Raw genomic sequence first — 23,981 nt, forward strand, 5'->3', positions numbered from 1 at the left:
GGCTCAGTTGACAACAAACGCCGAAGGAGCCGTCCAGCCTCCGGGGGTTCGCTCAGATCAAGCCGACTTCCTGGAACTTCGCCGTCACGATGTCCTTGTCGAACGGCTTCATGATGTACTCGTTGGCACCGGCATGCAGCGCCCGCGCGATATGCGCGACGTCGTTCTCGGTGGTGCAGAACACCACCTTGGGCTGGTCGCCACCCGGCATGCGGCGGAGGTGGCCGAGAAATTCGTAACCGTCCATGACCGGCATGTTCCAGTCGAGCAGCACGGCGTCGGGCAGGCCGCGCTTGCAGGCCTCCAGGGCCTTCTCACCGTCCTCGGCTTCGAGAATCTGGAAGTCGAGGCCTTCCAGGATCCGGCGCGCAACCTTGCGGATGACGCTGGAATCATCAACGACGAGACAAGTCCGCATGTGAACCTCTACTTCCTATCCCCTGTGCGGGGGCACTTCCAATTACAGGTACGTCGGCGGGTGCGCCGGCGTATCAAGCCGCCATCATCTCGGGCGCGAGCTCGAGGACGCGATCGACGTCGAGGACGACCATGAGCTGGCCGTCGAGACGGTGGACGCCGCCGGCGAGCTTGGCCATGCGGGGGTCGAGGTTGACGGGGTTCTCTTCCTTGCCGTCCTCGGGCAGGCGCAGCACCTCGCCGATCTGGTCGATCAGCAGGCCATAGGATTCACCACGAAGGTCGACGCCGACAGCCATGGGGGTCTTGCCGTCCTCGTCCCTGGGCAGGCCGAGACGGGCGCGCATGTCGACCACGGTGACGATGCGGCCGCGCAGGTTCAGAACGCCCGAGATCTCGCGCGAGGACAAGGGAACGCGGGTGACGCGCTCGGGCATGAACACGTCCTGGACGCGGGAGATCGGCAGGCCGAACAGCTGGCCGCCGATCATCGCGGTGACGTATTCGACCATGGCGCCTTCGGTGGACTGGGTCTTCTTATTGCTCATTGCGATCTCTCCTCAGGTCCCGCTCAGGCTGCCGCGCGGCTCAGCTCGGAGGCGCCGGCGGCGCCCGCGGTCTGCTCCTTCAGCGCCGCGATCAGGCCGGGACGGTCGAACTTGGCGACATAGTCGTGGAAGCCGGCCTGACGGCCGCGCTCGATCGCCGCCGGCGACACCAGCGCGGAGAGGCCGATGATCGGCATCGAGCCCAGATTGCTGTCGGACCGGATAACTTCCGCAAACTCGAACCCGTTCATGTCGGGCATCTCGATGTCGGTCAGCACCACGTCGAAGCTCTGCGCACGCAGCGCCGCAAGTCCCTCCTGCGCGGTCGGCGCGGTGCGGACGCGGTAGCCGGCGGCCTTGAGCACCGGGGCCAGCATGTTGCGGAAGAAGGCGCTGTCGTCGACCAGCAGCACCGACTGCGAATGCATCGACGGCTTCATCTCCTTGCGGGTGAACCAGTCGGCGAACGCCATCGGGAGGAAGTGGCCGACGTCGATCACCTCGGTGGCCTGGCCCTTGATCACGGCCGAGCCGAGGATGCCGCTGGCCGAGCCGCCGACCTCGATGTTGAGGCGTTCCTCGACGATGTCGATGATCTCGTCGACGACGAGGCCCATGGAGCGGCCGTCATCGGCGAACACCAGGATCGGCTGGGCGCCCTGGCTCGCAACGGTGACGCCCTCCATGGAGACGAGCGGCATCAGCTGCTCGCGATACTGCACCATGTGGCGGCCGTTGGAGAACTCGATCTTGTCGGCGGGGAGCTCTTCGAGGCGGGTGACGAGGCCGAGCGGGACCGCCTTGGGCTGCGCCGAGCCGGCGCGGAACACCAGGAGCGAGGTGGTCTGCTCGCCAGAGCCGATGTGGAGCGCGCCATTGTCGTCGCCCATGTCATGGGCCGAGGAGCCGGCGGCGCCGAGCGCCTTGGCAATGCCGTTGGGGTCGATGATCATGATCACGGCACCATCGCCCAGGATGGTGTTGCCGGAGAACATGTCGATGTGACGCAGTTTCGTCGACATCGGCTTGACCACGATTTCTTCGGTGTGGAAGACGCCGTCGACCACGATGCCGAAGGTCTGGCTGCCCACTTGCGTGACCACGATGAAGCCGTTCTCGGGATCGCTCGCCGCGCCGTCGTCGATCTTGAGCAGCTTCTTCAGGTGGATCAGCGGCAATAGCTTGTTGCGCAGGCGGAGCACAGCCGTGTCCTTGATGCGCTCGATGCGGTGCTCGCTGTTGGCGCGGGCGCGCACCAGCTCGACCACCGAGAGCTGCGGGATGGCGAAGCGATCGCCGGCGGCTTCCACGATCAGCGCCGAGACGATCGCGAGCGTCAGCGGGATCTTGATGGTGACGGAGGAGCCTTCGCCGGCGACGCTCTTGATGTCGATGGTGCCGCCAATCTGGTCGATATTGGTACGCACCACGTCCATGCCGACGCCGCGGCCCGAGACCGAGGTGATGGCGGCCGCGGTCGAGAAGCCCGGCGCGAAGATGAACTTGTGGATCTGGGCTTCGCTCATCTTCTCCAGCTCAGCCTCGGTGACGAGACCTGAGGAGAGCGCCTTGGCCTTGATCTTCTCGGTGTTGAGGCCTCTTCCGTTGTCGGCGATGCAGATGATGATGTGACCGCCTTCGTGATAGGCGGAGAGGCGAATGGTGCCCTGCTCGCCCTTGCCGGAAGCCAGCCGCTCGGCCGGCGTCTCCAGGCCATGATCGGCGGAGTTGCGCACCATGTGGGTGAGCGGGTCCTTGATCAGGTCGAGCACCTGGCGATCGAGCTCGGTGTCGGCACCGTGCATCTCCAGCTCGATCTGCTTGCCGAGTTCGCTCGAGAGGTCGCGGACGATGCGGGGCAGCTTCTGCCAGGCATTGCCAATCGGCTGCATGCGCGTCTTCATGACGCCTTCCTGCAGCTCGGCGGTGACGTTGGAGAGGCGCTGCAACGGCACCTTGAACTCGGTGTCCTCGTTGCGGCGGGAGATCTCCAGGAGCTGATTGCGGGTCAAGACCAGCTCGGAGACCATGGTCATCAGATGCTCCAGCGTATCCACGTTGACGCGGATCGACTGGTTGGCAATGCGGTCGCCTTCGACCGCACTCTCGTCGGCCATCGACTTCTTCGGCGCGGCCTTCTCCTTGGCCGGCTTGGCAGCGGCCGGGGCTTCCGCGACCGGCGCGGGCTCGGCCTTCACTTCGGCCTTGGCAACGGGCGCAGGCGCCGGGGCTTCGATCGCGGTCTCGCGGAAGGCGCGCTCGAGCTCGTCGAGCGAGACTTCGCCCGGACGCAAGGGGCGCTCCAGGGTCTGGTCGACCAGCGAGCCCGTGGTCATCTCCTTGGCGGGAGCGGCAGCAGGTTCTTCCGGCACCAGCGGCGGAGCGTCAGCGACAGGAGCAGCACCGGCCGCCATAGCGGCCATGCCCTGCTCGACCATCGCTTCCAGCTTGTCGATGAGATCGCGGTCGTTGCCCTCGGGCTCGGCTTCGGTCGCTTCCAGCCCTGCGAGGATCTCCTTGATGCGGTCGATCGAGGACAGGATCACCGTCACGGCCTGGCCGGTCACCGGCATGCCGTCGCGAAATTTGCCCATCAACGTCTCGCCGGCATGCGCCAGCGCTTCGAGCCGCGGCAACCCTAAGAAGCCGCACGTACCCTTGATGGTGTGGACCAGGCGGAAGATGTTATCCAGGATCTTGGCGTTGTTCGGCTCCTGCTCGAACTTCACCAGCTGATTGTCGACGGTGTCCAGGCTCTCGCTGGTCTCCGTCAGAAACTCCCGCAACAGATCATCCATGAAAACAGGCCTTCATACAGGGAGGGCACGCACGTGTCGTGATACGCCACGTCAGAATGGGGCCAGCTTCACCGCAAAGCGTTTAATATTGGTTGAGTATGTGCAAAAGAACGGAACCAACAAAGACATAAGGCGCTCCGGACAAGCCGAAGCGCCTCGTAAAGGTTCGATTAAGATCTGAGAGCGATCGAGGCGTTTACGAAGCGGTAACGATGATCGCTTCGCCCTCGGGCTTGAGCGTCACGGTGAGACCGCAGGCCTGCGCGAGCAGCCGCGTATAATAAGGCTGGATCGCGTGCGCATCCGCGGCAGGTCCCCGCGCGCCGCTCAGAAGCTCGGAGATGTTCTGCGGCAGACGTGCATTATGTCCGGTTGCGTTGATGCGGAAGCTCATCGTCTCGCCCTCGCCGATCGGATCGACCGTCAGCATGCCGCCACGCGGGATCGTGTGCTGGGACACGACCAGCATGTTGAGCAGCAGCTTGACGCGGTTCTTCGGCAGCAGCAGCCGCGGCAGATTCCACGTGATCGTGCACTTGCCGTCCTCGATATGACCGCGTGCCATGGTCTGGGCGTCGCCGAGGTCGATCTGCGCACCGGAGGAACCGGCCGCGCCAAAGGCGAGGCGGCAGAATTGCAGGCGGGCGGAGGCGGTCTTGGCGCTCTTGCGGATCAGGTCGAGCGCGAATTCGCGGTCCTCGGGCTTGGGATCGTCATCGAGCACTTCGAGCCCGTTGACGATGGCACCGACCGGGCTGATCAGATCGTGACAGACCCGCGAACACAGCAGTGCCGCGAGTTCGAGCATATCGGGAGCGGAAGCGGTACCTGAAGACGGAGCGTCAGACATAAAGGGTTCCTGGAATTGCACGGCGTGGATGCGGCGAATCACGCATGGCTTAAACTGTTGCTGCGGGTTCTATCATTCGCCAGCCCGTGGCAGGAAGCTTGCGATAGGTTCAAAGCGGCCATAAGGGGACACGGACGAATCACGTGAAGCGAGGCAGATTTGCCAATGAATGAGGCATGCAAGTGAGGATCATCGACGGCGCCGCCGCTGACCGGCTGATGGAGCCCCTGACCGCGCTGGTGGTGCAGGCCAGCGAGGCGATTCTTGGCGTCAACCGCGCATCGATGCGGGTCGAAGGCAAGCAGGACGGCTCGCCGGTCACCGAAGCGGACCTCGCCGCCGACCGGATCATTGCCGAGGGGCTGGCCAGACTTGCGGGCGATGTGCCGACGCTCTCGGAAGAGCGGACCCACCTCGCCTCGCCCCCGTTTCGCGGCAGCTTCTTCTTGATCGATCCGCTCGACGGCACCAAGGAGTTCGTCGCCGGCCGCGACGAATTCACCGTCAATCTCGCGCTGGTGACCGAGGGCGTGCCGCTGCTCGGCATCGTAGCGGCGCCCGCGCTCGGATTGCTCTGGCGGGGGATCGTCGGCCGCGGCGCCGAGCGGGTGACATTTGACGGCACCGGCATCGGCGAAGCCGAACCGATCCGGACCCGCAAATTGCCCCGGCAGGGCGAGCCCTGGATCGCCGCGGTAAGCCGCTCGCATGGCGATCCAAAAAGCGAAGCATTCATCGCCAGCAGGCCCAACGCCGTCAGAAAGACGTGCGGCTCAGCGGTCAAATTCGGCCGGATCGCGGAGGGCAGCGCCGACATCTATCCCCGCTTCGGGCCGACATCGGAATGGGACGTCGGGGCGGGTTGCGCCGTGGTGACGGCCGCCGGCGGCAAGGTCACCGACGGCAAGGGCGGCGAAATCAGGTTCGGCGAACGCGGCGACACTGGTTTCATCATCCCGGCTTTCATTGCCTGGGGCGACGCCGGAGCGGTAGCGAGCTACTGACTGAGCTTGTCCTGCAGCGCCGGCCAGCGCTTGCCGACTTCGTAGAGGAAGCGTTCGGCGTCGGCGGCGAAGGCGTCGCGGTTGTGCTCCCGGCTGAACAGATAAAGCCGCTGCGCCGAGATCGCGAAGAAGCGGGGATTGCCGGCGATGGTCACGCCGCGGGCGATGTCGACGGGGTCATAGCCGCCGAATTGCGGTCCATAGATCTCGGGATGGGACAGGAACTCCGCCCGGTTGCCCTCATTCCGGAAGCGCCAGACCGCGCCCCAGAGGTTGGCCTCGAACTCCGCGCTACCCAGCCTGGGCCTGCGATCGACGAAATAGGCCACGGGGTCGAAGCCTTCGATGGCGACGCCCGAGAAGCGATTGACAACGATGCGCTCGGTGGTGGCGGCCTGTGCAGGCAACCAGGACAGGCCGAGCCAAATGCCCGTCAGCAGGCAGATCAGACGGCCGATCAAGGCAATTCCGGGGCGTAAAGGGTTATCTTCCTGCCGTTGTGCCGTCATAGTTGCTGCGGATAACATCCGAGTCGAGGGGACATCCGGCGCAACCTAGAGCCGTGCCTAATAGCATCAGGTTAAGGGAAGCGGACCGGGATCGATACCAGGGGTTCTTTTTATGACTTTCGCATCACGCCTTGCCGCAGTGGCGCTCATCGCGCTGGCTGGCTGGACCGTGCCGGCCTCCGCCCAGACCGCCGCGCCGTCGCCGGACCTGCCGCCGCCGCAGCGGGCCCCGTCCCCGAACACCTACGGGCCGGACGAGCTCGTCACCGCCGGCCATCGATTCTTCGGCAATGTCTCGCGCGGGCTTGCCTCGATCATCGAGAAGGCGGTCAGCCAGTGGGGCCTGCCCAACGGTTACATCCTCGGCGAGGAAGGCTCGGGTGCCTTCGTCGCCGGCCTGCGCTATGGCGAGGGCACGCTCTACACCAAGAACGCCGGCGACCTGCGCGTCTACTGGCAGGGTCCCTCACTCGGCTTCGACTGGGGCGGCGACGGCGCGCGCACCATGACGCTGGTATATAACCTGCCGGCCACCAACGCGATCTACCAGCGCTTCGCCGGCATCGACGGCTCGGCCTACATCATCGGCGGCTTTGGCATGACGGCGCTCACCGCCAACAACATCGTGCTGGTGCCGATTCGGTCCGGCCTCGGCCTGCGGCTCGGTGCCAATATCGGCTACCTCAAATACACCCCGCGGGCGACCTGGAACCCGTTCTAGGATTCTGTCCTCCCATCCGGCCCTCGGATTCACGTTAACGACAGGGCGGGGCTGGCTTTTTGCCGGCCCGCCATGCATTGTCGTTGGTAAATTTTTCCTTAGTTCTGGGAGTTCTGGCCCATGGTCGAACCGATCATGTACCTCGCGATCGGTTTCCTGCTGGCGATGTTGTGCGGTCTCGCCCTCGTGCCGCTGGTGCATAACCGTGCAGTGCGCCTGACCACGCGACGGCTCGAGGCCGCGACGCCGCTGTCGATGGCGGAGATCCAGGCCGACAAGGACCAACTCCGGGCCGAGTTCGCCATGTCGGCGCGACGGCTGGAGATGAGCGTCGACCAGCTCAAGAACAAGACGACGAGCCAGCTCGCCGAGCTCGGCAAGAAGACCGACGCCATCAACCGCATGAAGATCGAGCTCGGGGAGAAGAACGCTACGATCTTCGCGCTCGAGGCCCGCGAGAAGGCGGTGAAGGAGCAGCTCCGCGCCACCGAGGAGGAATTCAACGCCAAGACCGAAGCGCTACGCGAGGCCGAGATCGCGCTGAGCAACAAGCAGGGCGAGCTCGCCAAGATCAACTCTGAACTGTCCGACCGTTCGATGATGGCGGAGACTCGCCAGGTCGAGCTGGTGGCGGTGCGCGCGCAGATCGAGGAATTGAAGAACCGCGTCGGCGATGCCGAGAAGGAGTTCGCCGCGACGCAGGCCCGCCTGACCCAGGAGCGCGCCGAGTCGGAGACCGTCTCGCGCGATCTCGGCGACGCGCGTGGTCGCGTCGAGAGCCTGAGCCAGCGCGTCACCGAGCTCGATCGCCAGCTGATCGTGCAGGTCAAGGAAGCCGAGATGCTGTCGGGCCGTGTCGCCGACCTCGAAGGCCGCCTCGCCACCCAAGGCAAGCTGCTGGCCGAGCGCGACTACGAGAACAACCAGCTCCGCCAGGGCAATGAGAGCTCCGAACGCACCATCAAGGAGCTGCGCGTCGAGCTCGCCGCCTTGAGCGGCGGCAAATCGTCGGCCGCAATGGAGCAGCTCCGCGCAGAGAAGGCCACGCTGGAAGAGCAGCTCCGCACCGCGCGCGACGAGCGCGCCAAACTTCAGCGCGACATCAACGCGATCCAGCAGCAGGCGGAAAGCTCCTGGGCGACCGAGCGGATGGAGAACGCGCTGCTGCGCGAGCGCATCAACGACATCGCCGCCGAGGTGGCCAAGCTCGCGATGCAGCTCGAGGGTCCGAACTCGCCGATCGAGGCGCTGCTGGCGGCCGAGGCGGGCCAGACGCCGAAGCCGGCCCCGCGCCCGGCCAATGGCACCGGCACCAACGGCGCCACAGCCACGCTGCCCGAGGGCGGCGGAACGCTGGCCGAGCGCATCCGCGCGCTGCAGGCCCACGCCTCCCGCGCCCGCCAGCAGGGCGCGTAATCAGCAAAAATCCGGCCGCGCCGCCGAATTGTGACACCGAGATAAGGTTTTCCGGCCCCAAGCCGCCTGAAAACTTGACACTGATAGCCCGCACTTCTAAATCGCGGGCTCCAATGCGCCGGCCGGCCGATGAGGTCCGGCCGTCTGCATGATGGTCCCGGGCGCATAGCTCAGCGGGAGAGCGTTCCCTTCACACGGGAGAGGTCCAAGGTTCGATCCCTTGTGCGCCCACCACGCTTCGCCAAATGGCTTCGCGTGGCGCAGCCACGCCCAATAACGGCGAAGCGTGTCCGGCGTAGCTCGAAGAGCGTAGACGGACTGGGGGCTTGCTTCCGCTCTGCCAAAAATTCGAAAACAACCCCATGCACAGTAGCCGGCGTCCGCCGGACCAGCGAACTACGATTATTCCGAAATTAACTTGCTCCGTCGGGCAAAACACGGGCAAGATGGCATCATCGGAGACGACAAGACGTCATGACCTCGCTGCTCGTAGCCGCCGCCGATCCAAGCGCGACCCAGGGCCGTAAAGCGCTATAGTCTCATCCGCTGAACACCAACATACATAAGATCCAGGGAGAGTGAGCGACCGATGGGCAGCACAGTTTTCGATTCGGCTTTGTTCCGCGACATGTTCGGGACTGCCGAAATGCGGGCGGTCTTTGCCGACGAGGCGCTCATCGGGCGCTATATCGAAGCCGAAGCCGCACTTGCCCGCGCCCAGGCCCGATTGGGGGTGGTGCCCAAGGCCGCGGCCGACGCCATCGAGGCGGCTGCGCACTCCATCAAGATCGACTTCGAGAAGCTGCGTCACGAAACCGAGATCGTCGGCTACCCCATCCTGCCGCTTGTGCATCAGCTCTCGGAAGCTGCGGGTGAGGCCGGTCGTTACGTTCATTGGGGGGCGACAACCCAGGACATCATGGACACTGCCAACGTCCTGCAGATCCGCGCAGCGCTCCAGATCGTTGCACGCGACCTGCGCGAGGTCCGGGACATCCTGGCGACGATGGCTCGGAAATATCGCGACACGCCGATGGCCGGGCGAACCCATCTGCAGCAAGCGCTTCCAGTGACGTTCGGCTACAAGGCCGCGGTCTGGCTGTCCTCCATCGACCGGCATATCGAACGTGTCGATCAGGCGCTTCCGCGAATCCTGCTCGGCGAATTCTCCGGGGCAGCCGGCACGCTCGCCTCTGTCGGTGCCGCCGGCCTCGAAATGCAGAAACTGTTCTGCGAGGAACTGGGACTGCGTCAGCCGCCGATCACGTGGCATGTCGCCCGGGATGGCATCGCTGAATCGGTGACGTTGCTGGGTCTCATCACCGGCACATTGGGGAAGATCGCGACCGACGTGATGCTGATGTCGGCGTCGGAATTCGGCGAAGTCTCCGAGCCATTCGTGCCCGGACGCGGTGCCTCCTCGACCATGCCGCAGAAGCGTAATCCAATCTCCAGCGAGCTGATGCTCGCGGCGGCGAAGGCCGTGCGGCAGCACGTCGCTGCGATGCTGGACGGCATGATCCACGACTTCGAGCGGGCTACCGGCCCCTGGCATCTCGAATGGGTGTCCCTGCCGGAAAGCTTCCTGCTGACGGCCTCGTCACTGGCCAACGCCAAGTTCATGCTCGCCGGCCTCGTCGTCCACGAGCGGCGAATGCGGGACAATCTCGATCTCACCCAAGGCCTCATCGTTGCGGAGGCTGTGATGATGGCCGCCGCACCAAAGCTCGGGCGGCAAAAAGCGCACGACGTCGTCTATGACGCCTGCCGCAAGGCCATCGAAGGCGGCGGACAACTCGCCGACATTCTGGCGGACCAGCCGGAGATTGCCGAGGCCCTCGGTGGCAAGGCCGCGATCCGGGACAAGTGCGATCCGGCAAACTATTTGGGCCTGTGCGGCCCGATGGTCGATCGCGTTCTGGACATTTCAGGCGCGAATGCCGCCCGCAAGGGCTGACATCGCCCGCGCATTGCGAAACTGCGTATCGAGCCTCGAACGCCCTTCTGCTCGCGACCGCCCTCACTCCGATCCTTGGTTACGACAAGGTCGCGAAGATCACCGCCAAGGCGTTAAGCGATTCCACGACACCGCGCGACTCCGCGGTGGCCCTCGGTCTTCTTGAGTGCTGAGGACAATGATCGTCACGTCGATCCCTACCTTATGGCAGGGATCAGAAACAGAAGTCGCCAGTAGCGCCTCTGATTGCGGCAAGGCTCGCCTGGCGCCTACCCGATCGCCAGAATCTCGATCTCCTGCGCGCCCGCGCCCACGACGTCCGCGACGCCCTTCCCCATCAGCGACCTCGCAACAGGCGATACGAACGAGATCGAGCCGGCCTTCGGATCGGCTTCGTCCTCGCCGACGATGCGGTAGGTCTGCACGCGGCCGTCCGTGCGGCTGAAGGTCACGGTGCTGCCGAAAGCAACCGTGTCGTTCGACGCTGGGCTGGCAACCAGTTGCGCCGTGCGCAGCCTTTCACCGAAATACCTGACATCGCGCAAGGGCACCGCCGACTGCCGGCGCTTCTCGTTGACGTCGTCGATGGCCTGCGCGGCCTCATAGGCTTCGCGCGCTTGATGAAGCTGCGCCTGCAAGGTCTGCAAGCCCGTCTCCGTCACGAGGTTCGGATGCGGCGAGATCGGACGATCCGGCAGCAGCGTTTCGGAGGCGGTCTCGGCGCTCTCTTCTTTGGTAAAGGCGACGCTCAATTCAAAAATCCCGTCGAACGTTCTTGGAGCGACCACCGCGGCATCAGGACGTGATTCACCGAGGGTGAATGGCAGCCCGTCGCCGGCGATCGTCCTCGACTATATCTCAAGTTCGACGAATCGGCGCAGCTTGAAGATGAGGTCGGGCAGCGCCTGACGGAACCGCGTCGCGTTCTGGAACGTGGTCGAGAACGGAGCGAAAGTGAGCATCGCGTTCCAGTTCCGGTAGCCATAGACCGTCACCGAGACGCCGGCCGGGGGGAAATCCTCGAGCTTGCGCAGCTCGCCGAGCACGAGCTCGGCAATCGCCTCCGCCGGCAGCAGTCGCTTGCCATCGGGCGTCATGGATTGACTTGCAGGCGGCGCGACCGGCTTCGGAGCCGCCGCCGCTTGATCGGATGCCTCCTGGAGCTTCGGCGACTCCGCTTCCGGGATCTCGGGCACCACGGGGACCGGCTCGCCCGCCGGCGCGGCCGGCATGACCTCAGCGAGCGGCGGCGGGCTGGCAGCCTCTGTGCGCTTGTTGCCTCCCAGGATGCTGCTGATCATGGCCACAAGGCCAGCATCCTTCGCGTCGTCGCTCATCACGGCCTCCCCCCCGGGCTCGGGCCACTCTAGCATCGGCACGCGCGACTGCCACAGGGTCAGCTGATCAGATCGAGCCCTCGCTGCTGCATGGCTCCCAACCAGATCCGCCACGGCGCAACACGGGGGCAGCTTGCGCCGCGGTGTGACCGGTCACTGTTTCTCGAACGGAATATATTGCTGGTACTGCTTCGGCACCGAGCTGCGATAGCGGGCCGGGACGGTGCCGGTGTCGATCGAATGATCAATCTCCTGCTGCCGCGTCATCTTCTTCTTCGGTTTTTTCTCGGCGCTCTTCTTGGTGGCGGCCGGCGGGGTCGACGTGTCGGTGGCGGCAGCCGGAGCTGTGGTCGCAGCCGGCGCTGTGTTCGCAGCAGGTGCCGTGGTGGTTGCTGCGGCCGGCGGCGTGCCTGATGCCGCCGGCGCGCTCTGCGCCAGCGCGAGCGGTGTCTGCATGATGAGCGCCAGTGCCGCGGTCGCAGCCAGCAAATATGATTTTTGCATCAGAACCTCCAAAATGCCCGATCCCCAATGACGGGTGCCTGATCCCGCGGGATCGACGCGTGCAAGTTCACCGAAGATAAGCGGGGCCACGGCTGCAAACTGTGGCCGAGATCACATGCCCATGACGGCTTGCCGCATCATAGGCGCATGCCGAACCCAGCGCACGCGACGAGACCAGGACGCGTGCGACAATGTGTCGGGCGAGTCCCGGAGCACGCGGGGCAATCGTGTGGCGCCTTCGCGCCAGCCAGCGGTCGACGAGGCGGTGTGCGCATGCCATTGCAATTTTTGCGCGAACACGATGCTCGCCACGCCGATCGCGTCGCCGCTTAGGTCGGTGACGCTGACATTGCTTTGAATCGCCGATGTCGATGACGAGAATGTTATTCGGCATCGCTGCGGGAAAAATTTGCAAAGCACATCCACAGCTTGATCGCAGCGCGGCCCCATGGAACCCGATCGACGTCTCACAATGTGTGAAGCAATGCATTGCGACGCTCAATTCCGCGATCTAGCCTCACATGCATATCTTATCACGAACAACTTTAGCTTTAGTTGCTTACCGCCGTAACTTTTCATGGAGGATTCTTTATGAGCAGTCGTCACGCCATTACGCCCCGCGGTCTCAACGCAACCCGCTCACCGCTGTCACAAGGCCGCTTCGGCCGCATGTTTCGCACTCTGACACCGGCGACATTCGGCCCGAATGAGGCCGACAACATCGCCAACCTCTCTGCGCTGGCCGACAACATGGTCGGCGATTTCGACGCTCCCAAGGACAATCCCGATGCCGAGGAGAGCGGAATTCCCGCGCTCTACACTTATTTCGGCCAATTCGTCGATCACGACATCACCTTCGATCCGGTGAGTTCGCTGACCAAGCAGCAGGATCCGGACGGGCTCATCGATTTCCGCACGCCCTCGTTCGATCTGGACAATGTCTACGGGCGCGGTCCGAACGACCAGCCCTACATGTACGACAGCAACGGCAAGTTCCTGCTGGGCGAGACGCTCACCGGCACCGGAGTCTCCAGCGCCTTCGACCTGCCGCGCTTCAAAGGCCGCGCACTGATCGGCGATCCCCGCAACGACGAGAACAGCATCGTATCCCAGCTGCAGGGACTGATGCTGCGCTTCCACAACCGCATGGTCGACGACAATGAAGGGCTCTCCTTCCAAGACGTGCAGCAGCGCGTGCGCTTCCACTACCAATACGTCGTGCTGAACGACTTCCTGCCGCGCATCGTCAACGCCAGCGTGTTGAACGAGCTCAAGACCGGCGGCCATTACGATCGCAGCAAGCTCGCCTACTATCACTGGCACACGTTCCCGTACATGCCGGTTGAGTTTTCGGTCGCGGCCTACCGGCTGGGGCATTCCATGATCCGGCCCGGCTATCGGCTGAACGACGCCGATAACATGCTGCTGCAGATCTTCCCCGATCCCAACAACCCCGACAACAACGCGCTGACCGGCTTCCGTTCCATGGGTCCCGGCCGCGCCATCGACTGGGGCCGCTTCATCGACGTCGACACCCGTGCCTATGGCGTCGACGGCGACAGCACCAACCCTGATAACAAGCGGCGGCTCCAGTTCGCCTATCGCATCGACACCTCGCTGGTCGACCCGCTGCGCAAGCTGCCGCCGGAGGTCGCCTCCAATCCGTCATCGCTGGCGCTTCGCAATCTCGAACGCGGCTGGCGGCTTGGCCTGCCGTCGGGCCAGGCGGTCGCCAAGGCGATGCACCAGACGCCGCTGACCGACGAGCAGATCATCATCGGCCGGGCCGTCGACGTCCCCGGGACAGGCGATCCACAAGTTCCGATCGCCTCGATCGCCAATGGGGCATTCAAGGGCAATTGCCCGCTCTGGACTTACATCCTGGCGGAAGCGCGCCAATTCTCGACCATGGTTGCGGTCCCGGCCACCGGTGCGCCGGCGGGCGGCATCAACACGCCGCAGCTCGGTCCGGTCGGCGGCCGCATCGTCGCCGAAGTCTTCCTCGGCATGATGTTCGGCGATGCCTCCTCCATGCTGTCGCTCGACCCGAACTGGGCGCCGGTGAGCGGTCCCGATTTCAAGCTGAAGGATCTCGTGACTTACGCGCTCGGGAACGGCGCTCCGCTGCATTGAAGTCGCGACGGTTGAGAATGCAGGGGCCGCCCGTGTGATCCGGGCGGCCTCGTGGTTCACGTCTCCTCAACGGGATGGGATGAACAGCGTCCCGAGCGCAAACCGAACGTGCTTGAAGTCACAGTCGGGCGTCGTCGCACGGTCCATGCTGCGAGGGGTCGATAATGACATCGACCAGCCATCAGAGAGGAACGATCCATGTTGCGCAAATTCTCACTTCTTGCAGTTGCCGCGGCCTTATTGGGCACGGCCGCTTTGGCCCCAACCTCCGCCTCCGCATTTGAGTTCGGCGGCTCACATCATCGGGGTGGTGTAACCATCGTGCTCGGCTCCCCCGGCTACTATGGTCATGGTTACGGTTACGACGACTGCGATCACGACTACGATTATTACCGGCACCATCCGCGTCGCTGGCGGCCGCTCTGAACGGTTGTTCAGCCGAAGCCCGTGAATGTGTCTTGAGGCGCGCGAGTTGTGCAAATTCGCGCGCCTCTGACGCGGTAAGTGGACGCTCTATTTCATCGCCCCAAGACCGCTCTCCTCGAGCCGCGCCGCGAACCATCGCGACTGCTGCTCATCGACGATGCCGCTGACATAGACTTCCGACGACGTCACGCTGTGCCTGTCCAACACCAGCAGCACGCCGATCCAATAGGCGAACCAGACATGCGGATCGGTCATCGCCTTCAGCTTGTGCTGGTCGTGCTCGAGCGGCGTGTGATTGCTCGCCTTGCGGATCTCGACGGTGAGCAGATTGTTCGGGATCTCGCGCTGGTGCACGACGACGTCAGGATAGATCGACTTGCCGAGATGATCGTCGGTGGAGATGATCGTGCCATGCGGCAGGTGCAGCGTGCGCTCGCCGAGCCGGTCGTAATTGCAATCGACCGCCCAGCCCTGGAACTGGCGCTCGAGATAGACGGCGAAGCGGTGCGTGATCGCGCGCTCGCCGATGTCCTTCTCGAACAGGAATTCTTCGTGGGCGTAGAACTCCCTGAGCGCCGCGATCACCTTGTTCAGCTCGGTCTGCATCGTGCCTCCCGACCCCGGCGCTCCGGATGATGCCTACATCTGCACTTCGATCAGCCGCGGGCCCGGCTCGGCGACGGCTTCAGCCAGTGCCTTGTTGAACTCGTCGGCATTGGTGACGGCCCGGCCCGGCACGCCCATGCCCTTGGCCAGCGCGACGAAATCGAGCGTCGGGCGGTCGAGGCGGAGCATGTCGTTGGCACGCTGGCCGGGCTCGCCGGCGCCGACATTGTCGAACTCGCCGCGCAGGATCTGATAGATGCGGTTGGCGAACACGATGGTGACGATGTTGAGGTTCTCTCTCGCCTGCGTCCACAGCGACTGGATCGTGTACATCGCGCTGCCGTCGCCGACCATGGTGATCACCTTGCGGTCCGGGCAGGCGATCGCGGCGCCGATCGACAGCGGGGTCGAGAAGCCGATCGAGCCGCCCATGTTCTGCAGCCAGTCGTGCGGGGCGGCGGCCGCCGTCGGCGGGAAGAAGCCGCGGCCGGTGGTCAGCGACTCGTCGACCATGATCGCGTTCTCGGGGATCGCACAGGCGATCGCCTGCGCGATCGAGGCGAAGGTGAGCGCGCCGGTCGGCTTGACCAGTTCCTGCAAAGCCTGCGGCTTGACGTCCCTGGCGCTGGCCTTCACGGCACCGGCAAGCGCTTCCAGCGCTGCCACCGAATTCTCGCCCCAGGAGGTCATGCGATGCACCTCGCAGCCCTCAGGCTTGAGCATGCTCGGCTTGTTCGGATAGGCAAAGAACGCGACGGGATCGTCGGACTCGACCAGCACGATGTGACGGAACTTGGCCAGCATCGGCAGCGCGTTCTCGATGACGTAGTGGATGCGGTCGATCGAATAGCGGCCGCGGCCGCGCGCCATTTTCGGGCGGAAGGTCGGGCCCATCACGGTGCAGCCGGTCTTGCCTGCGATGCGCTCTGCCAGCGCCAGGCCCTTTTCGCTCAGTGCGCTGCCGGTCATCAGCAGCAGCGTGCCCTCGCCGTCGCCGTGCAGGATTTTTGCGGCCTGCTCGACTGCCTGCGGCGAGTAGCTGGCGCGCTGCTGCTCGGCCGGGACCTCGGCGATGCCGTCGGCCTCGTTCCAGGCGGTGTCGGCGGGCAGGATCAGGGTCGCGATCTGCGGCGGGGCGCTTTTGGCGGCGGCAATCGCCGCGGCGCCGTCTGCGGCAACCGATTTGGAATCCGGGGAGGTGCGGACCCAGGACGACATCGGCCGGGCGAGGCCCTCGATGTCGGAGGTCAGCGGTGCGTTGTAGCCGATATGGTAGACGGCATGCTGGCCGACGATGTTGACGATGCCGGAATTGGCCTTCTTGGCATTGTGCAGATTGGCAAGGCCGTTGGCGAGGCCCGGGCCGAGGTGCAGCAGGGTGGAGGCCGGCGTGCCCTTCATGCGAAAATAGCCGTCGGCCGCGCCCGTCACCACGCCCTCGAACAGGCCGAGCACGCAGCGCATGCCCGGCACGCGGTCGAGCGCGGCGACAAAATGCATCTCGGAGGTGCCGGGGTTTGTGAAGCAGACGTCCACCCCACCCTTGACCATCGTCCGCACCAGGCTTTCCGCACCATTCATTCTGTCTGCTCCCGCAACCGGCGATTTCCAGTGATCACAGCGGTCAATCATTGTTCGCTCGCTCCGTCAAAGCAAGAGCCGGCGTTGCGACCCTGCCCCGCATCATGACCCGCCGGCTTGGCTAACGCTTTTCGGCAAATTGGCGTGGTTGCCGATTTGGTAACGTCATTCGTTAAGGATGATCCCTCACGGGGCCGTGGCTTGCGGAAAGCCCGCAAATATGGCCTCTGGCCTTCGTTGAGAAGATCATTTGCCGGGGGATACAATGATTCGGTTTTTTGCCGCGCCGATCACCGCCATCGCACTCTTGACCGCCACCGCCGGCGGCGCCTTCGCCGAGGAGTTCGACTCCCGCGACATCATGGGTGGCGGCCCGAACTTCTTCCGCGGCGGCGTGAACCCGGTCCCCCGCACCACCGTCATGTACAACGGCAATTACGCTCCCGGCACGATCGTGGTGAACACCGCCGAGCGGCGGCTCTACCTGGTGCTCCCGAACGGCCAGGCGCTGCGCTACGGCATCGGCGTCGGCCGCGACGGCTTCCGCTGGGGCGGGGTGCACAAGATCACCGCCAAGAAGGAATGGCCGGACTGGACACCGCCGTCGCAAATGATCGCCCGCCGGCCCGACCTGCCGCGCCACATGAAAGGCGGCATCGAGAACCCGCTCGGCGCGCGCGCGATGTATCTGGGCTCGACGCTCTACCGCATCCACGGCTCCAACGAGCCGGAGACGATCGGCCAGGCGGTCTCCTCGGGCTGCTTCCGCATGACCAATGACGACGTCACCGACCTCTACGGCCGCGTCTCGGTCGGCACGACGGTGGTGGTGCTGAACAACTGACCACGCACGAGCCGCCGCTTCCGCTTTCGCTCTTCGAGCTACGGCGGACAAGTCGCTCTGCCCACCCTACGGCACCGTGCTTGAAGCGACCGGAACCGCCCGGCCGCCTAAATTTGCGGACTTGTGCACGGGCATCGAATACGGCAGCGTTGCGCAACGATGAGCGCATTGGTCTCGCCCTCGACTGCCCTTCGCTTCGCCCTGCTGGCGTTTGCTGCGCTCACCTGTGTGCCTGACACCGCTACCATGGCCGTCGCCGGCGAACTGCCCGCGATCGTCTCGCGCCAGCGCACTGAAAAGAAGAGCTTCACCGACGCCGAGATCGTCGACGGCTTTTTCAAGACCGCCTTCGGCGCCGAATACCACCTCGCCGGCCGCGTCGATCGCATCCGCAAGTTCGACACTCCGGTGCGGGTGTTCGCCGAAACCGACCGCGCCGACCGCAAGGCGCAGCTCGCCAAGGTCGTCGCCGACATCGCCGCGCGTGTGCAGCATCTCGACATCGCCATGACCGATGCCGCCGAGGCGGCGAATGTGCGGGTCAAGCTGGTGCGCGACCGCGACCTCTACCGCACCATTGCGAGCTTCTATGGCGCGGAGAAGGCGCGCGAGATCCGCACCTCGCTCGATCCCCAGTGCCTGTCCGGCTTCCGCAAGAACGATCAATTCGAGATCGAGCATTCCGACGTCATCCTCACCGTCGACACCAGCGAGTTCACCTTCCTCGACTGCGCCTATGAGGAGGTGCTGCAATCGCTCGGGCCGATCAACGACACATCAAGCGTGCCGTGGACGATGTTCAACGACAACGTCTCGATGGGCTATTTCGACGTCTACGACCAGTACATCCTCAATTTGCTCTACGATCCCCGCATCAAGGCAGGCATGACCGTGCTGGAGGTGAGAGCGGTGCTGCCCGAAGTGCTCGCGGATGTCAGGGCATGGGTGAAGCGGGTGAATGAGTTGAAGGACTGAGGTGCTCTTACCTTCCGCTGGAGGGTAAGAACCATCGCCCCGCCCTACTGCACCAGATCGGCGACCGTGGTCGCGGCCTTCAGCCCGGTGCCGGTGAGAACCGCGACCGTGGTCTCATTCGCCTTGATGGCGCCGCTGGCGGAGAGTTTGTCGAGCGCAGCCGCCGCGCTGGCGCTGGTCGGCTCGGCGAACAGACCTTGCCGCGCAAGGCGGCGCAGCGCGGCGACGATCTCGTCCTCGGTGAGCGCAATGGTGCTGCCGCCGCTTTCGCGCAACGCGCCGATGATCTCGCGCAACCGCAAGGGGTGCTTGATCGCGGTGCCCTCGGCGATGGTCTTGCTCACCTCGCGCGCGACAGGCGTGTCGACACCGGCCTTGAAGCTGGCGTCGATCGGCGAGCAGTTGAGCGGCTGGGCCGCGAACAGGCGCGGCAGTCTTGCGATCTGCCCCGCCTTCAACAGTTCACGAAAACCGAACGCGCAGCCGAGCAGACTGCTGCCGGCGCCGACGGGAACGATGACGTTGTCGGGCGCGCGAAAGCCGAGGTCTTCCCAGATCTCGTAGGCGAGCGATTTTGTCCCTTCGAGAAAGAACGGCTGCCAATTGTGGCTGGCATAGAAGGTCTGGCTCGACTGCCTGATCGCTTCCGCTTCCGATTCCTCGCGCGGGCCTTCGACGAGTTGCACCTCGGCGCCGTAGGCGCGCACCTGCGCGATCTTGGCCGGCGAGGTCGAGGCAGGCGCGAGGATCTTCACGCGCATGCCACCGGCGGCGCCAAGCCCCGCCATCGACGAGCCGCCATTGCCGGAGGAATCCTCCAGAATGGCATTGACGCCGATTTGCCGCAGGAAGGACAGCATCACCGCAGAGCCGCGGTCCTTGAAGCTGCCGGTCGGGTTGAACCATTCGAGCTTGAAGAACGGCCGCAGGTCGCCCCAGCCCTGTTGTACGAGCGGCGTGCAGCCCGTGCCGAGCGAAATCGGATCCTTGATCTCCACCGGCAGCGCCGCCCGGTAGCGCCAGAGCGATCGCGTCCGGCTGTCAACGTCAGCGCGTGAGATCCCCGTCCCCGGCGTCACCAGCAGCGGCGTGCGCTCGTCCGAGCACCAGCGCGGGTCATGGAGGGAATAGAGCTTTCCATTGCGGGGATCGATATAACTGGCAGCAGACATGGCGTGCTCCGGGACGTGACCGAGGCCGTACCCTATGTCTGATTATGCCGGCATTATCTAGAGGCCGATGCGGCGCATGAGCTCCGTGAACCGTGCATCGCTGCGCAGCGGATCGAAGGCGGGCCGCAGCAGGATCGAGGGGTTGAACCTGATGGCATAGGCCTTGTCGAGCCAGTCGAGGGCGGCGTCACGGTCGCCGAGGCCGACATAGATGAGCGCGATGTTGGCCTGCGCCGACGGATAGGTCTCGCTGTGCGCAGCCATCTCAGTCGCAATCATGATCGCATCGTCCTTGCGGCCGGACACCGCATAGGCGTAAGCGAGATTGGAATCGAACACGCTGCTGTGGCCGGAGATCGCGATGGCCTTGCGGAACTCGGCAATGGCCTCGTCGAAGCGGCCAAGCTGGACCAGGGCCTGGCCAAGCTCATAATGGCCGACGGCAAATTGCGGATCGAGCTCGAGCGTCTTGCGGCTCTGCGCGACCGCCGCGTCGAAATCCCTGACGATGCACAGCGCATCGGCGATGTCCGCGCCGATGATCAGGGACAGCGGATCGAGGCTTTGCGCCTGGCTGAACTCCTTGAGCGCCTCCGCCGTCTTGCCCATCAGCATCAGATGCCAGGCGTACCAATGGTGCGCCGTGGCGTAGTTGGGGTTGAGGCGGATGGCGGCCTCGTATTCGGAAGCAGCGACATCCCAATCCCAGCCGTAGAGGTCGAGCGCGAAGGCGAGCGAGGTGTGGGCTTCGCCGAGCGTGCCATCGAGCTCGAGCGCCTTGCCGGCCGCCGCAGTCGCCTTGGCGAAGGCCTCCTCGGTCGAGAGCACGCCATATTCCCAATCACCGGCTAGAGCATAGGCATCGGCAAGGCCGGAATGGGCCTCGGCATAATTGCGGTCGGTCTCGATGGCCTGGCGGAAATATTTGATGGCGGCCTTCAGGCCCTCGCCGGTGCGCTTGTTCAGGAAGTAGCGTCCTTTCAAATAATCTTCGTAAGCCAGCGGATCCACGCTGCGCGTCTTGTCCAAGGCGGCGCGCTCGCCGTGATTCAGCGTGGCGCGCACCTGGCCTGCCACGGCGCGGGCGACGCGAACCCGAAGCGTCAGCGCATCGCGCACCTCGCCTTCGTAACTGTCGGCCCAGATGCGGCTGTCGTCGGGGGCACGGATTAGCTGGGCGGTGATCCGCACCCGCCCACCCGCGCGCATCACGCTGCCCTCGATCACGGCATCGACGTTGAGCTCGCGGGCGATGGTCGCGAGCGATTTATGCGCACCCTTGTAAGTCATCGCCGAGGTGCGCGAGATCACCCGGAGCGAATCGACCTTGCCGAGCTCCGTGATCAGCTCGCCGGTCATGCCGTCGGCGAAGAAGTCCTGCGACGGATCTTGCGAGGTATCGACCAGCGGCAGCACCGCCAGCGAATGGATCACTTTGGCTCCCGGACGCAAGGCAGACAGCCAGGCTGCAAGCGCCACGGCCAGCAGGAGAGCAAGGCCGATCAAAGCGAAAAGGCCGTGCTGGCGACCGATGACGGGACGTGCCGGGGGCGCCGCCTCGGCCGCAGGCGACGGCGGAGGCGGATCGGGCTCGCGCGGCGTGCTGCCATCGACGACGACGGTGACGTCGGCAAGAAAGCGATAGCCGCGGCGCGCCACCGTTTCGACGAAGCGCGGGCTCTCCGCGGAATCCCCGAGCGCCTCCCTGATCTTGCTCACGGCCTTGTTGAGCCCGTGATCGTAGTCAACCACCGTCTGCGGCCAGAGCAGCGTGCGCAACTCCTCGCGCGTCACCACCTCGCCCGGTCGCTCCAGCAGCGCCGCGAGCAATTGAAACGGCTGCTCCTGCAACCGCACCCGCCTGCCGTTCTTGACCAGCTCGCCGCTGCGCGGGTCGGCCTCGAATGCGCCGAACCTGGCGCGCTTTGCCGGATGTGTCGCGGCGGGTCTTTCGATCAATTCCGGTTCGTGCAGCATGGCCGTCTCGAAGCGTTGGGGAGGTGTGGCCGGAAGCCGATGATTTCACGGGGCTTCCCGGGGGATTGCGATTCCAGCGAAAGACCACGCACGGTCCATTGAGACCGGCTGCCGTGCGGGCGAAGAAAGCCGCGCACGACAACACGGGACCGCACGGGACACGCGATGAAGAACGGAGTCGATCCGGGACGAAACGGCATGCCTATGCTCGACTCGGCATATAATTTCGCGCGCTTCCTGAGCGGCGACGCCGATGCCGCCGAGCACATCGTGCAGGCGGCCTTCCTTCGCGGCGATGTCGGCACGGAACGACGAAGCCGGACCCGGCTGCTGAAGGGCGTGCGGAATTGCTATCGGACATGGCTGACCACCCGGCGGCGACGCGATCGGCAAAGTGATGTGTTCGCACACAAGCCGTTACCTGATGCGGTCGCCGGTTCCGTCCTCCGAACGGACGACCGTACCGACAAAATTTCGGTGGGCGCTGAGGCCGATGCCAGCGCGGTGCGCTGCGCCATCGAGACCCTGCCGCGGCGCCTCCGCGAAATCCTGGTTCTGCGCGAGCTCGATTCGCTGTCCTACCGGGAGATATCAGAGGTGACGTCGCTGCCGACGGGCGAGATCATGTCGCGATTGGCCCACGCGCGGCGCCGGCTGGCGAGATCGGTCGATCGACAATTCAAAAATCGAAATTATTTCAATATCTTAAGCGAATAAAATGACCCGCAGGCGGCGCGGGCGGCGCCGCCCCGCCATTTCCCTCGGGACCTCCGATCCCCATATCTAGGTGAGATCAACGGCCCTGCCCGCTCCGCACGATTAACTTGTCTGTCGTCGCTGGCCGCTACAATATGTTGGATTGCGTCGCCGGGGCTCTGGTCCGGCAACGCTGATGAGCCAGGCCCGTCCGAGCGGCGGGCCGTTGGCTTTTTAGGAGTTTGGCCATGAGCCGCGCGAACCGTACTGAGCATATCCGCCTCACCTCTCATCCGGAGCCGGGCAAGAAAGCCGCCTATCCGATTCACTGGGGCGCACCCGATGCGCGCGCCCGCGGGCCGATCATCGGCACGGTGTCGCGCGCCGGGGATCGCAACGTGATCGGCAGCCATGGCGGCTCCTATGCGATGTACCGCGCACTCGCGGTCTCCGCCGGCGCGCTGGATCCGATCAAGCGCCCCGATCTCACCAACACGTTCCCCGCAGCGACCATCGGGCCGTTCGAGCAATGGCGCGATCCCGCAAAGATCGTCGCGCTCGATCCCTGGGGGCACCTGGTCGCCGAGAACTTTGGCAAGGATATCGCCGAGGGCGTCGATATCCGCCCGAGCATCGCGGTGACGCGGGCACGGCTCGACCTGCCGGAGATCCGCGAGGCGCTCGCCGCCAAGCGCCTGCGCGCCGACGGCGAAGTCGTGCACGCCAATGGCAGCGTCTCGGTGGTGAAGATCGCGATCGATCCGGTCTGGTACCTGCCCGGCCTTGCCGAACGCTTCAAGACCAACGAGACCGAACTGCGGCGCACGCTGTTCGAGCAGACCGCCGGCATGTTCCCCGAGCTGGTAACCCGCCCGGACATGAAGGTGTTCCTGCCGCCGATCGGCGGCACCACCGTCTACATGTTCGGCGATGTGACAAAACTGCCGGATCATCGCACCAGGATCACCTGCCGCGTCCATGATGAGTGCAACGGCTCGGACGTGTTCGGCTCCGACATCTGCACCTGCCGGCCCTATCTGATTCACGGCATCGAGGAATCCGCGCGCGGTGCGCAGGAGGGCGGGCTGGGACTCGTCGTCTACAATCGCAAGGAAGGCCGCGCGCTCGGCGAGGTCACCAAATTCCTGGTCTACAACGCGCGCAAGCGCCAGGAGGACGGCGATGCCGCCGCAGCCTATTTCGAGCGCACCGAATGCGTCGCCGGCGTCCAGGACGCGCGCTTCCAGCAGCTGATGCCGGATACGATCCACTGGCTCGGCCTCAAGCGCATCGACCGCTTCCTGTCGATGAGCGACATGAAGTACGACGCGCTGACCTCGCAGGGCATCGACATCGTCGAGCGCGTCCCGATCCCGCCGGAGCTGATCCCCGCCGACGCCTATGTCGAGATCGCCGCGAAGAAGGCCGCCGGCTATTACTCGACCGACATCGCGCCCGAGAAGGACGTGGGCGGCGTGGTCGGACGTTCGCTGGAAAAATACTGACCTGG

At 64.8% G+C, this 23,981-nt stretch carries 24 protein-coding genes and 1 tRNA gene; 12 read left to right on the top strand and 13 right to left on the bottom strand.

The features are described 5' to 3' along the window. Positions 1-52: 52 nt before the first annotated feature. The 4 genes from XH89_RS31130 to chpT all read right to left on the bottom strand — a co-directional run bounded on the left by XH89_RS31130 (position 53) and on the right by chpT (position 4,613). The gene (locus XH89_RS31130) at positions 53-418 is read right to left on the bottom strand and encodes a PleD family two-component system response regulator (RefSeq protein WP_007600538.1); all 366 of its coding nucleotides are present in this window, start codon (positions 416-418) and stop codon (positions 53-55) included. A gap of 73 nt (positions 419-491) precedes the next feature. Then, complete coding sequence (locus XH89_RS31135; protein ID WP_194464157.1) at positions 492-965, bottom strand: chemotaxis protein CheW; 474 nt, start codon at positions 963-965, stop codon at positions 492-494. 23 nt (positions 966-988) lie between these two features. Then, positions 989-3,763 carry a hybrid sensor histidine kinase/response regulator gene (locus XH89_RS31140; RefSeq protein WP_194464158.1) on the bottom strand — a complete coding sequence of 925 codons (2,775 nt, stop codon included), beginning with the start codon at positions 3,761-3,763 and terminating at the stop codon, positions 989-991. A 196-nt stretch (positions 3,764-3,959) separates the two neighbouring features. After that, on the bottom strand, positions 3,960-4,613 hold the full coding sequence (gene chpT / locus XH89_RS31145; RefSeq protein ID WP_194464159.1) for a histidine phosphotransferase ChpT: 654 nt from the start codon (positions 4,611-4,613) through the stop codon (positions 3,960-3,962). Positions 4,614-4,789: 176 nt separating this feature from the next. On the opposite strand from chpT, the gene XH89_RS31150 reads away from it, so the two are divergent. Next, entirely contained in the window at positions 4,790-5,617 is an 828-nt protein-coding gene (locus XH89_RS31150; RefSeq protein ID WP_194464160.1) for a 3'(2'),5'-bisphosphate nucleotidase CysQ, read from the top strand. On the opposite strand, the gene XH89_RS31155 is transcribed toward XH89_RS31150, so the two are convergent. After that, the gene (locus XH89_RS31155; protein WP_194464161.1) at positions 5,611-6,126 is read right to left on the bottom strand and encodes a YHS domain-containing (seleno)protein; all 516 of its coding nucleotides are present in this window, start codon (positions 6,124-6,126) and stop codon (positions 5,611-5,613) included. The two genes, XH89_RS31150 and XH89_RS31155, sit on opposite strands and share 7 nt — an antisense overlap. Positions 6,127-6,238: 112 nt before the next feature. Here XH89_RS31155 and XH89_RS31160 point away from each other — a divergent pair, with 112 nt between their 5' ends. From XH89_RS31160 to XH89_RS31180, 5 genes are all read left to right on the top strand, one after another. After that, on the top strand, positions 6,239-6,847 hold the full coding sequence (locus XH89_RS31160) for a DUF1134 domain-containing protein (protein WP_194464162.1): 609 nt from the start codon (positions 6,239-6,241) through the stop codon (positions 6,845-6,847). A gap of 120 nt (positions 6,848-6,967) precedes the next feature. After that, positions 6,968-8,263, top strand: a complete 1,296-nt coding sequence (locus XH89_RS31165) for a hypothetical protein (protein ID WP_194464163.1) — start codon at positions 6,968-6,970, stop codon at positions 8,261-8,263. Between the two features lie 159 nt (positions 8,264-8,422). After that, positions 8,423-8,497 (top strand) — tRNA-Val (locus XH89_RS31170). A 355-nt stretch (positions 8,498-8,852) separates the two neighbouring features. Then, a complete protein-coding gene (locus XH89_RS31175; protein WP_194464164.1) occupies positions 8,853-10,220 on the top strand; it encodes an adenylosuccinate lyase family protein in 1,368 nt (455 codons plus the stop codon). Further along, positions 10,157-10,393 (top strand): hypothetical protein, encoded by a 237-nt coding sequence (locus XH89_RS31180; protein WP_246767668.1) that lies wholly within the window; start codon positions 10,157-10,159, stop codon positions 10,391-10,393. The genes XH89_RS31175 and XH89_RS31180 overlap by 64 nt, the downstream gene beginning before the upstream one ends. Positions 10,394-10,489: 96 nt before the next feature. On the opposite strand, the gene greA is transcribed toward XH89_RS31180, so the two are convergent. The 4 genes from greA to XH89_RS31200 all read right to left on the bottom strand — a co-directional run bounded on the left by greA (position 10,490) and on the right by XH89_RS31200 (position 12,511). Beyond that, the gene (greA, locus tag XH89_RS31185) at positions 10,490-10,972 is read right to left on the bottom strand and encodes a transcription elongation factor GreA (RefSeq protein WP_194464165.1); all 483 of its coding nucleotides are present in this window, start codon (positions 10,970-10,972) and stop codon (positions 10,490-10,492) included. Between the two features lie 99 nt (positions 10,973-11,071). Then, the gene (locus tag XH89_RS31190; RefSeq protein ID WP_194464166.1) at positions 11,072-11,557 is read right to left on the bottom strand and encodes a hypothetical protein; all 486 of its coding nucleotides are present in this window, start codon (positions 11,555-11,557) and stop codon (positions 11,072-11,074) included. 153 nt (positions 11,558-11,710) lie between these two features. Beyond that, positions 11,711-12,061, bottom strand: a complete 351-nt coding sequence (locus XH89_RS31195) for a hypothetical protein (RefSeq protein WP_194464167.1) — start codon at positions 12,059-12,061, stop codon at positions 11,711-11,713. A 111-nt stretch (positions 12,062-12,172) separates the two neighbouring features. Then, positions 12,173-12,511, bottom strand: a complete 339-nt coding sequence (locus XH89_RS31200; RefSeq protein ID WP_194464168.1) for a hypothetical protein — start codon at positions 12,509-12,511, stop codon at positions 12,173-12,175. A 141-nt stretch (positions 12,512-12,652) separates the two neighbouring features. Between XH89_RS31200 and XH89_RS31205 the strand changes: the two genes are divergently transcribed. Beyond that, entirely contained in the window at positions 12,653-14,194 is a 1,542-nt protein-coding gene (locus XH89_RS31205; protein ID WP_194464169.1) for a heme peroxidase family protein, read from the top strand. 198 nt (positions 14,195-14,392) lie between these two features. After that, positions 14,393-14,620 carry a hypothetical protein gene (locus XH89_RS31210; protein WP_194468744.1) on the top strand — a complete coding sequence of 76 codons (228 nt, stop codon included), beginning with the start codon at positions 14,393-14,395 and terminating at the stop codon, positions 14,618-14,620. 87 nt (positions 14,621-14,707) lie between these two features. On the opposite strand, the gene XH89_RS31215 is transcribed toward XH89_RS31210, so the two are convergent. Together XH89_RS31215 and XH89_RS31220 are read right to left on the bottom strand one after the other, a co-directional pair. After that, positions 14,708-15,226: a hypothetical protein gene (locus XH89_RS31215; protein ID WP_194464170.1), complete on the bottom strand. Its 519-nt coding sequence runs from the start codon at positions 15,224-15,226 to the stop codon at positions 14,708-14,710. Between the two features lie 33 nt (positions 15,227-15,259). Continuing rightward, positions 15,260-16,807, bottom strand: a complete 1,548-nt coding sequence (locus XH89_RS31220; protein WP_194464171.1) for an acetolactate synthase large subunit — start codon at positions 16,805-16,807, stop codon at positions 15,260-15,262. A gap of 265 nt (positions 16,808-17,072) precedes the next feature. On the opposite strand from XH89_RS31220, the gene XH89_RS31225 reads away from it, so the two are divergent. Together XH89_RS31225 and XH89_RS31230 are read left to right on the top strand one after the other, a co-directional pair. After that, positions 17,073-17,651, top strand: a complete 579-nt coding sequence (locus XH89_RS31225) for a L,D-transpeptidase (RefSeq protein ID WP_194464172.1) — start codon at positions 17,073-17,075, stop codon at positions 17,649-17,651. A gap of 159 nt (positions 17,652-17,810) precedes the next feature. Continuing rightward, positions 17,811-18,626 carry a DUF2927 domain-containing protein gene (locus XH89_RS31230; protein WP_194464173.1) on the top strand — a complete coding sequence of 272 codons (816 nt, stop codon included), beginning with the start codon at positions 17,811-17,813 and terminating at the stop codon, positions 18,624-18,626. A 44-nt stretch (positions 18,627-18,670) separates the two neighbouring features. Here the strand turns inward: XH89_RS31230 and XH89_RS31235 are convergent, their stop codons facing one another. Continuing rightward, positions 18,671-19,798, bottom strand: coding sequence for a threonine synthase (locus tag XH89_RS31235; protein WP_194464174.1), 1,128 nt, complete (start codon positions 19,796-19,798; stop codon positions 18,671-18,673). Between the two features lie 57 nt (positions 19,799-19,855). Next, entirely contained in the window at positions 19,856-21,775 is a 1,920-nt protein-coding gene (locus tag XH89_RS31240) for a tetratricopeptide repeat protein (RefSeq protein ID WP_194464175.1), read from the bottom strand. A 270-nt stretch (positions 21,776-22,045) separates the two neighbouring features. Here XH89_RS31240 and XH89_RS31245 point away from each other — a divergent pair, with 270 nt between their 5' ends. Next, a complete protein-coding gene (locus XH89_RS31245; RefSeq protein WP_246767669.1) occupies positions 22,046-22,492 on the top strand; it encodes a sigma factor-like helix-turn-helix DNA-binding protein in 447 nt (148 codons plus the stop codon). Between the two features lie 227 nt (positions 22,493-22,719). Further along, the gene (locus tag XH89_RS31250) at positions 22,720-23,976 is read left to right on the top strand and encodes a GTP cyclohydrolase II (protein WP_194464177.1); all 1,257 of its coding nucleotides are present in this window, start codon (positions 22,720-22,722) and stop codon (positions 23,974-23,976) included. Positions 23,977-23,981 lie beyond the last annotated feature (5 nt).

It is taken from the genome of Bradyrhizobium sp. CCBAU 53340 (genome assembly GCF_015291645.1).
Classification (GTDB): Bacteria; Pseudomonadota; Alphaproteobacteria; order Rhizobiales; family Xanthobacteraceae; genus Bradyrhizobium.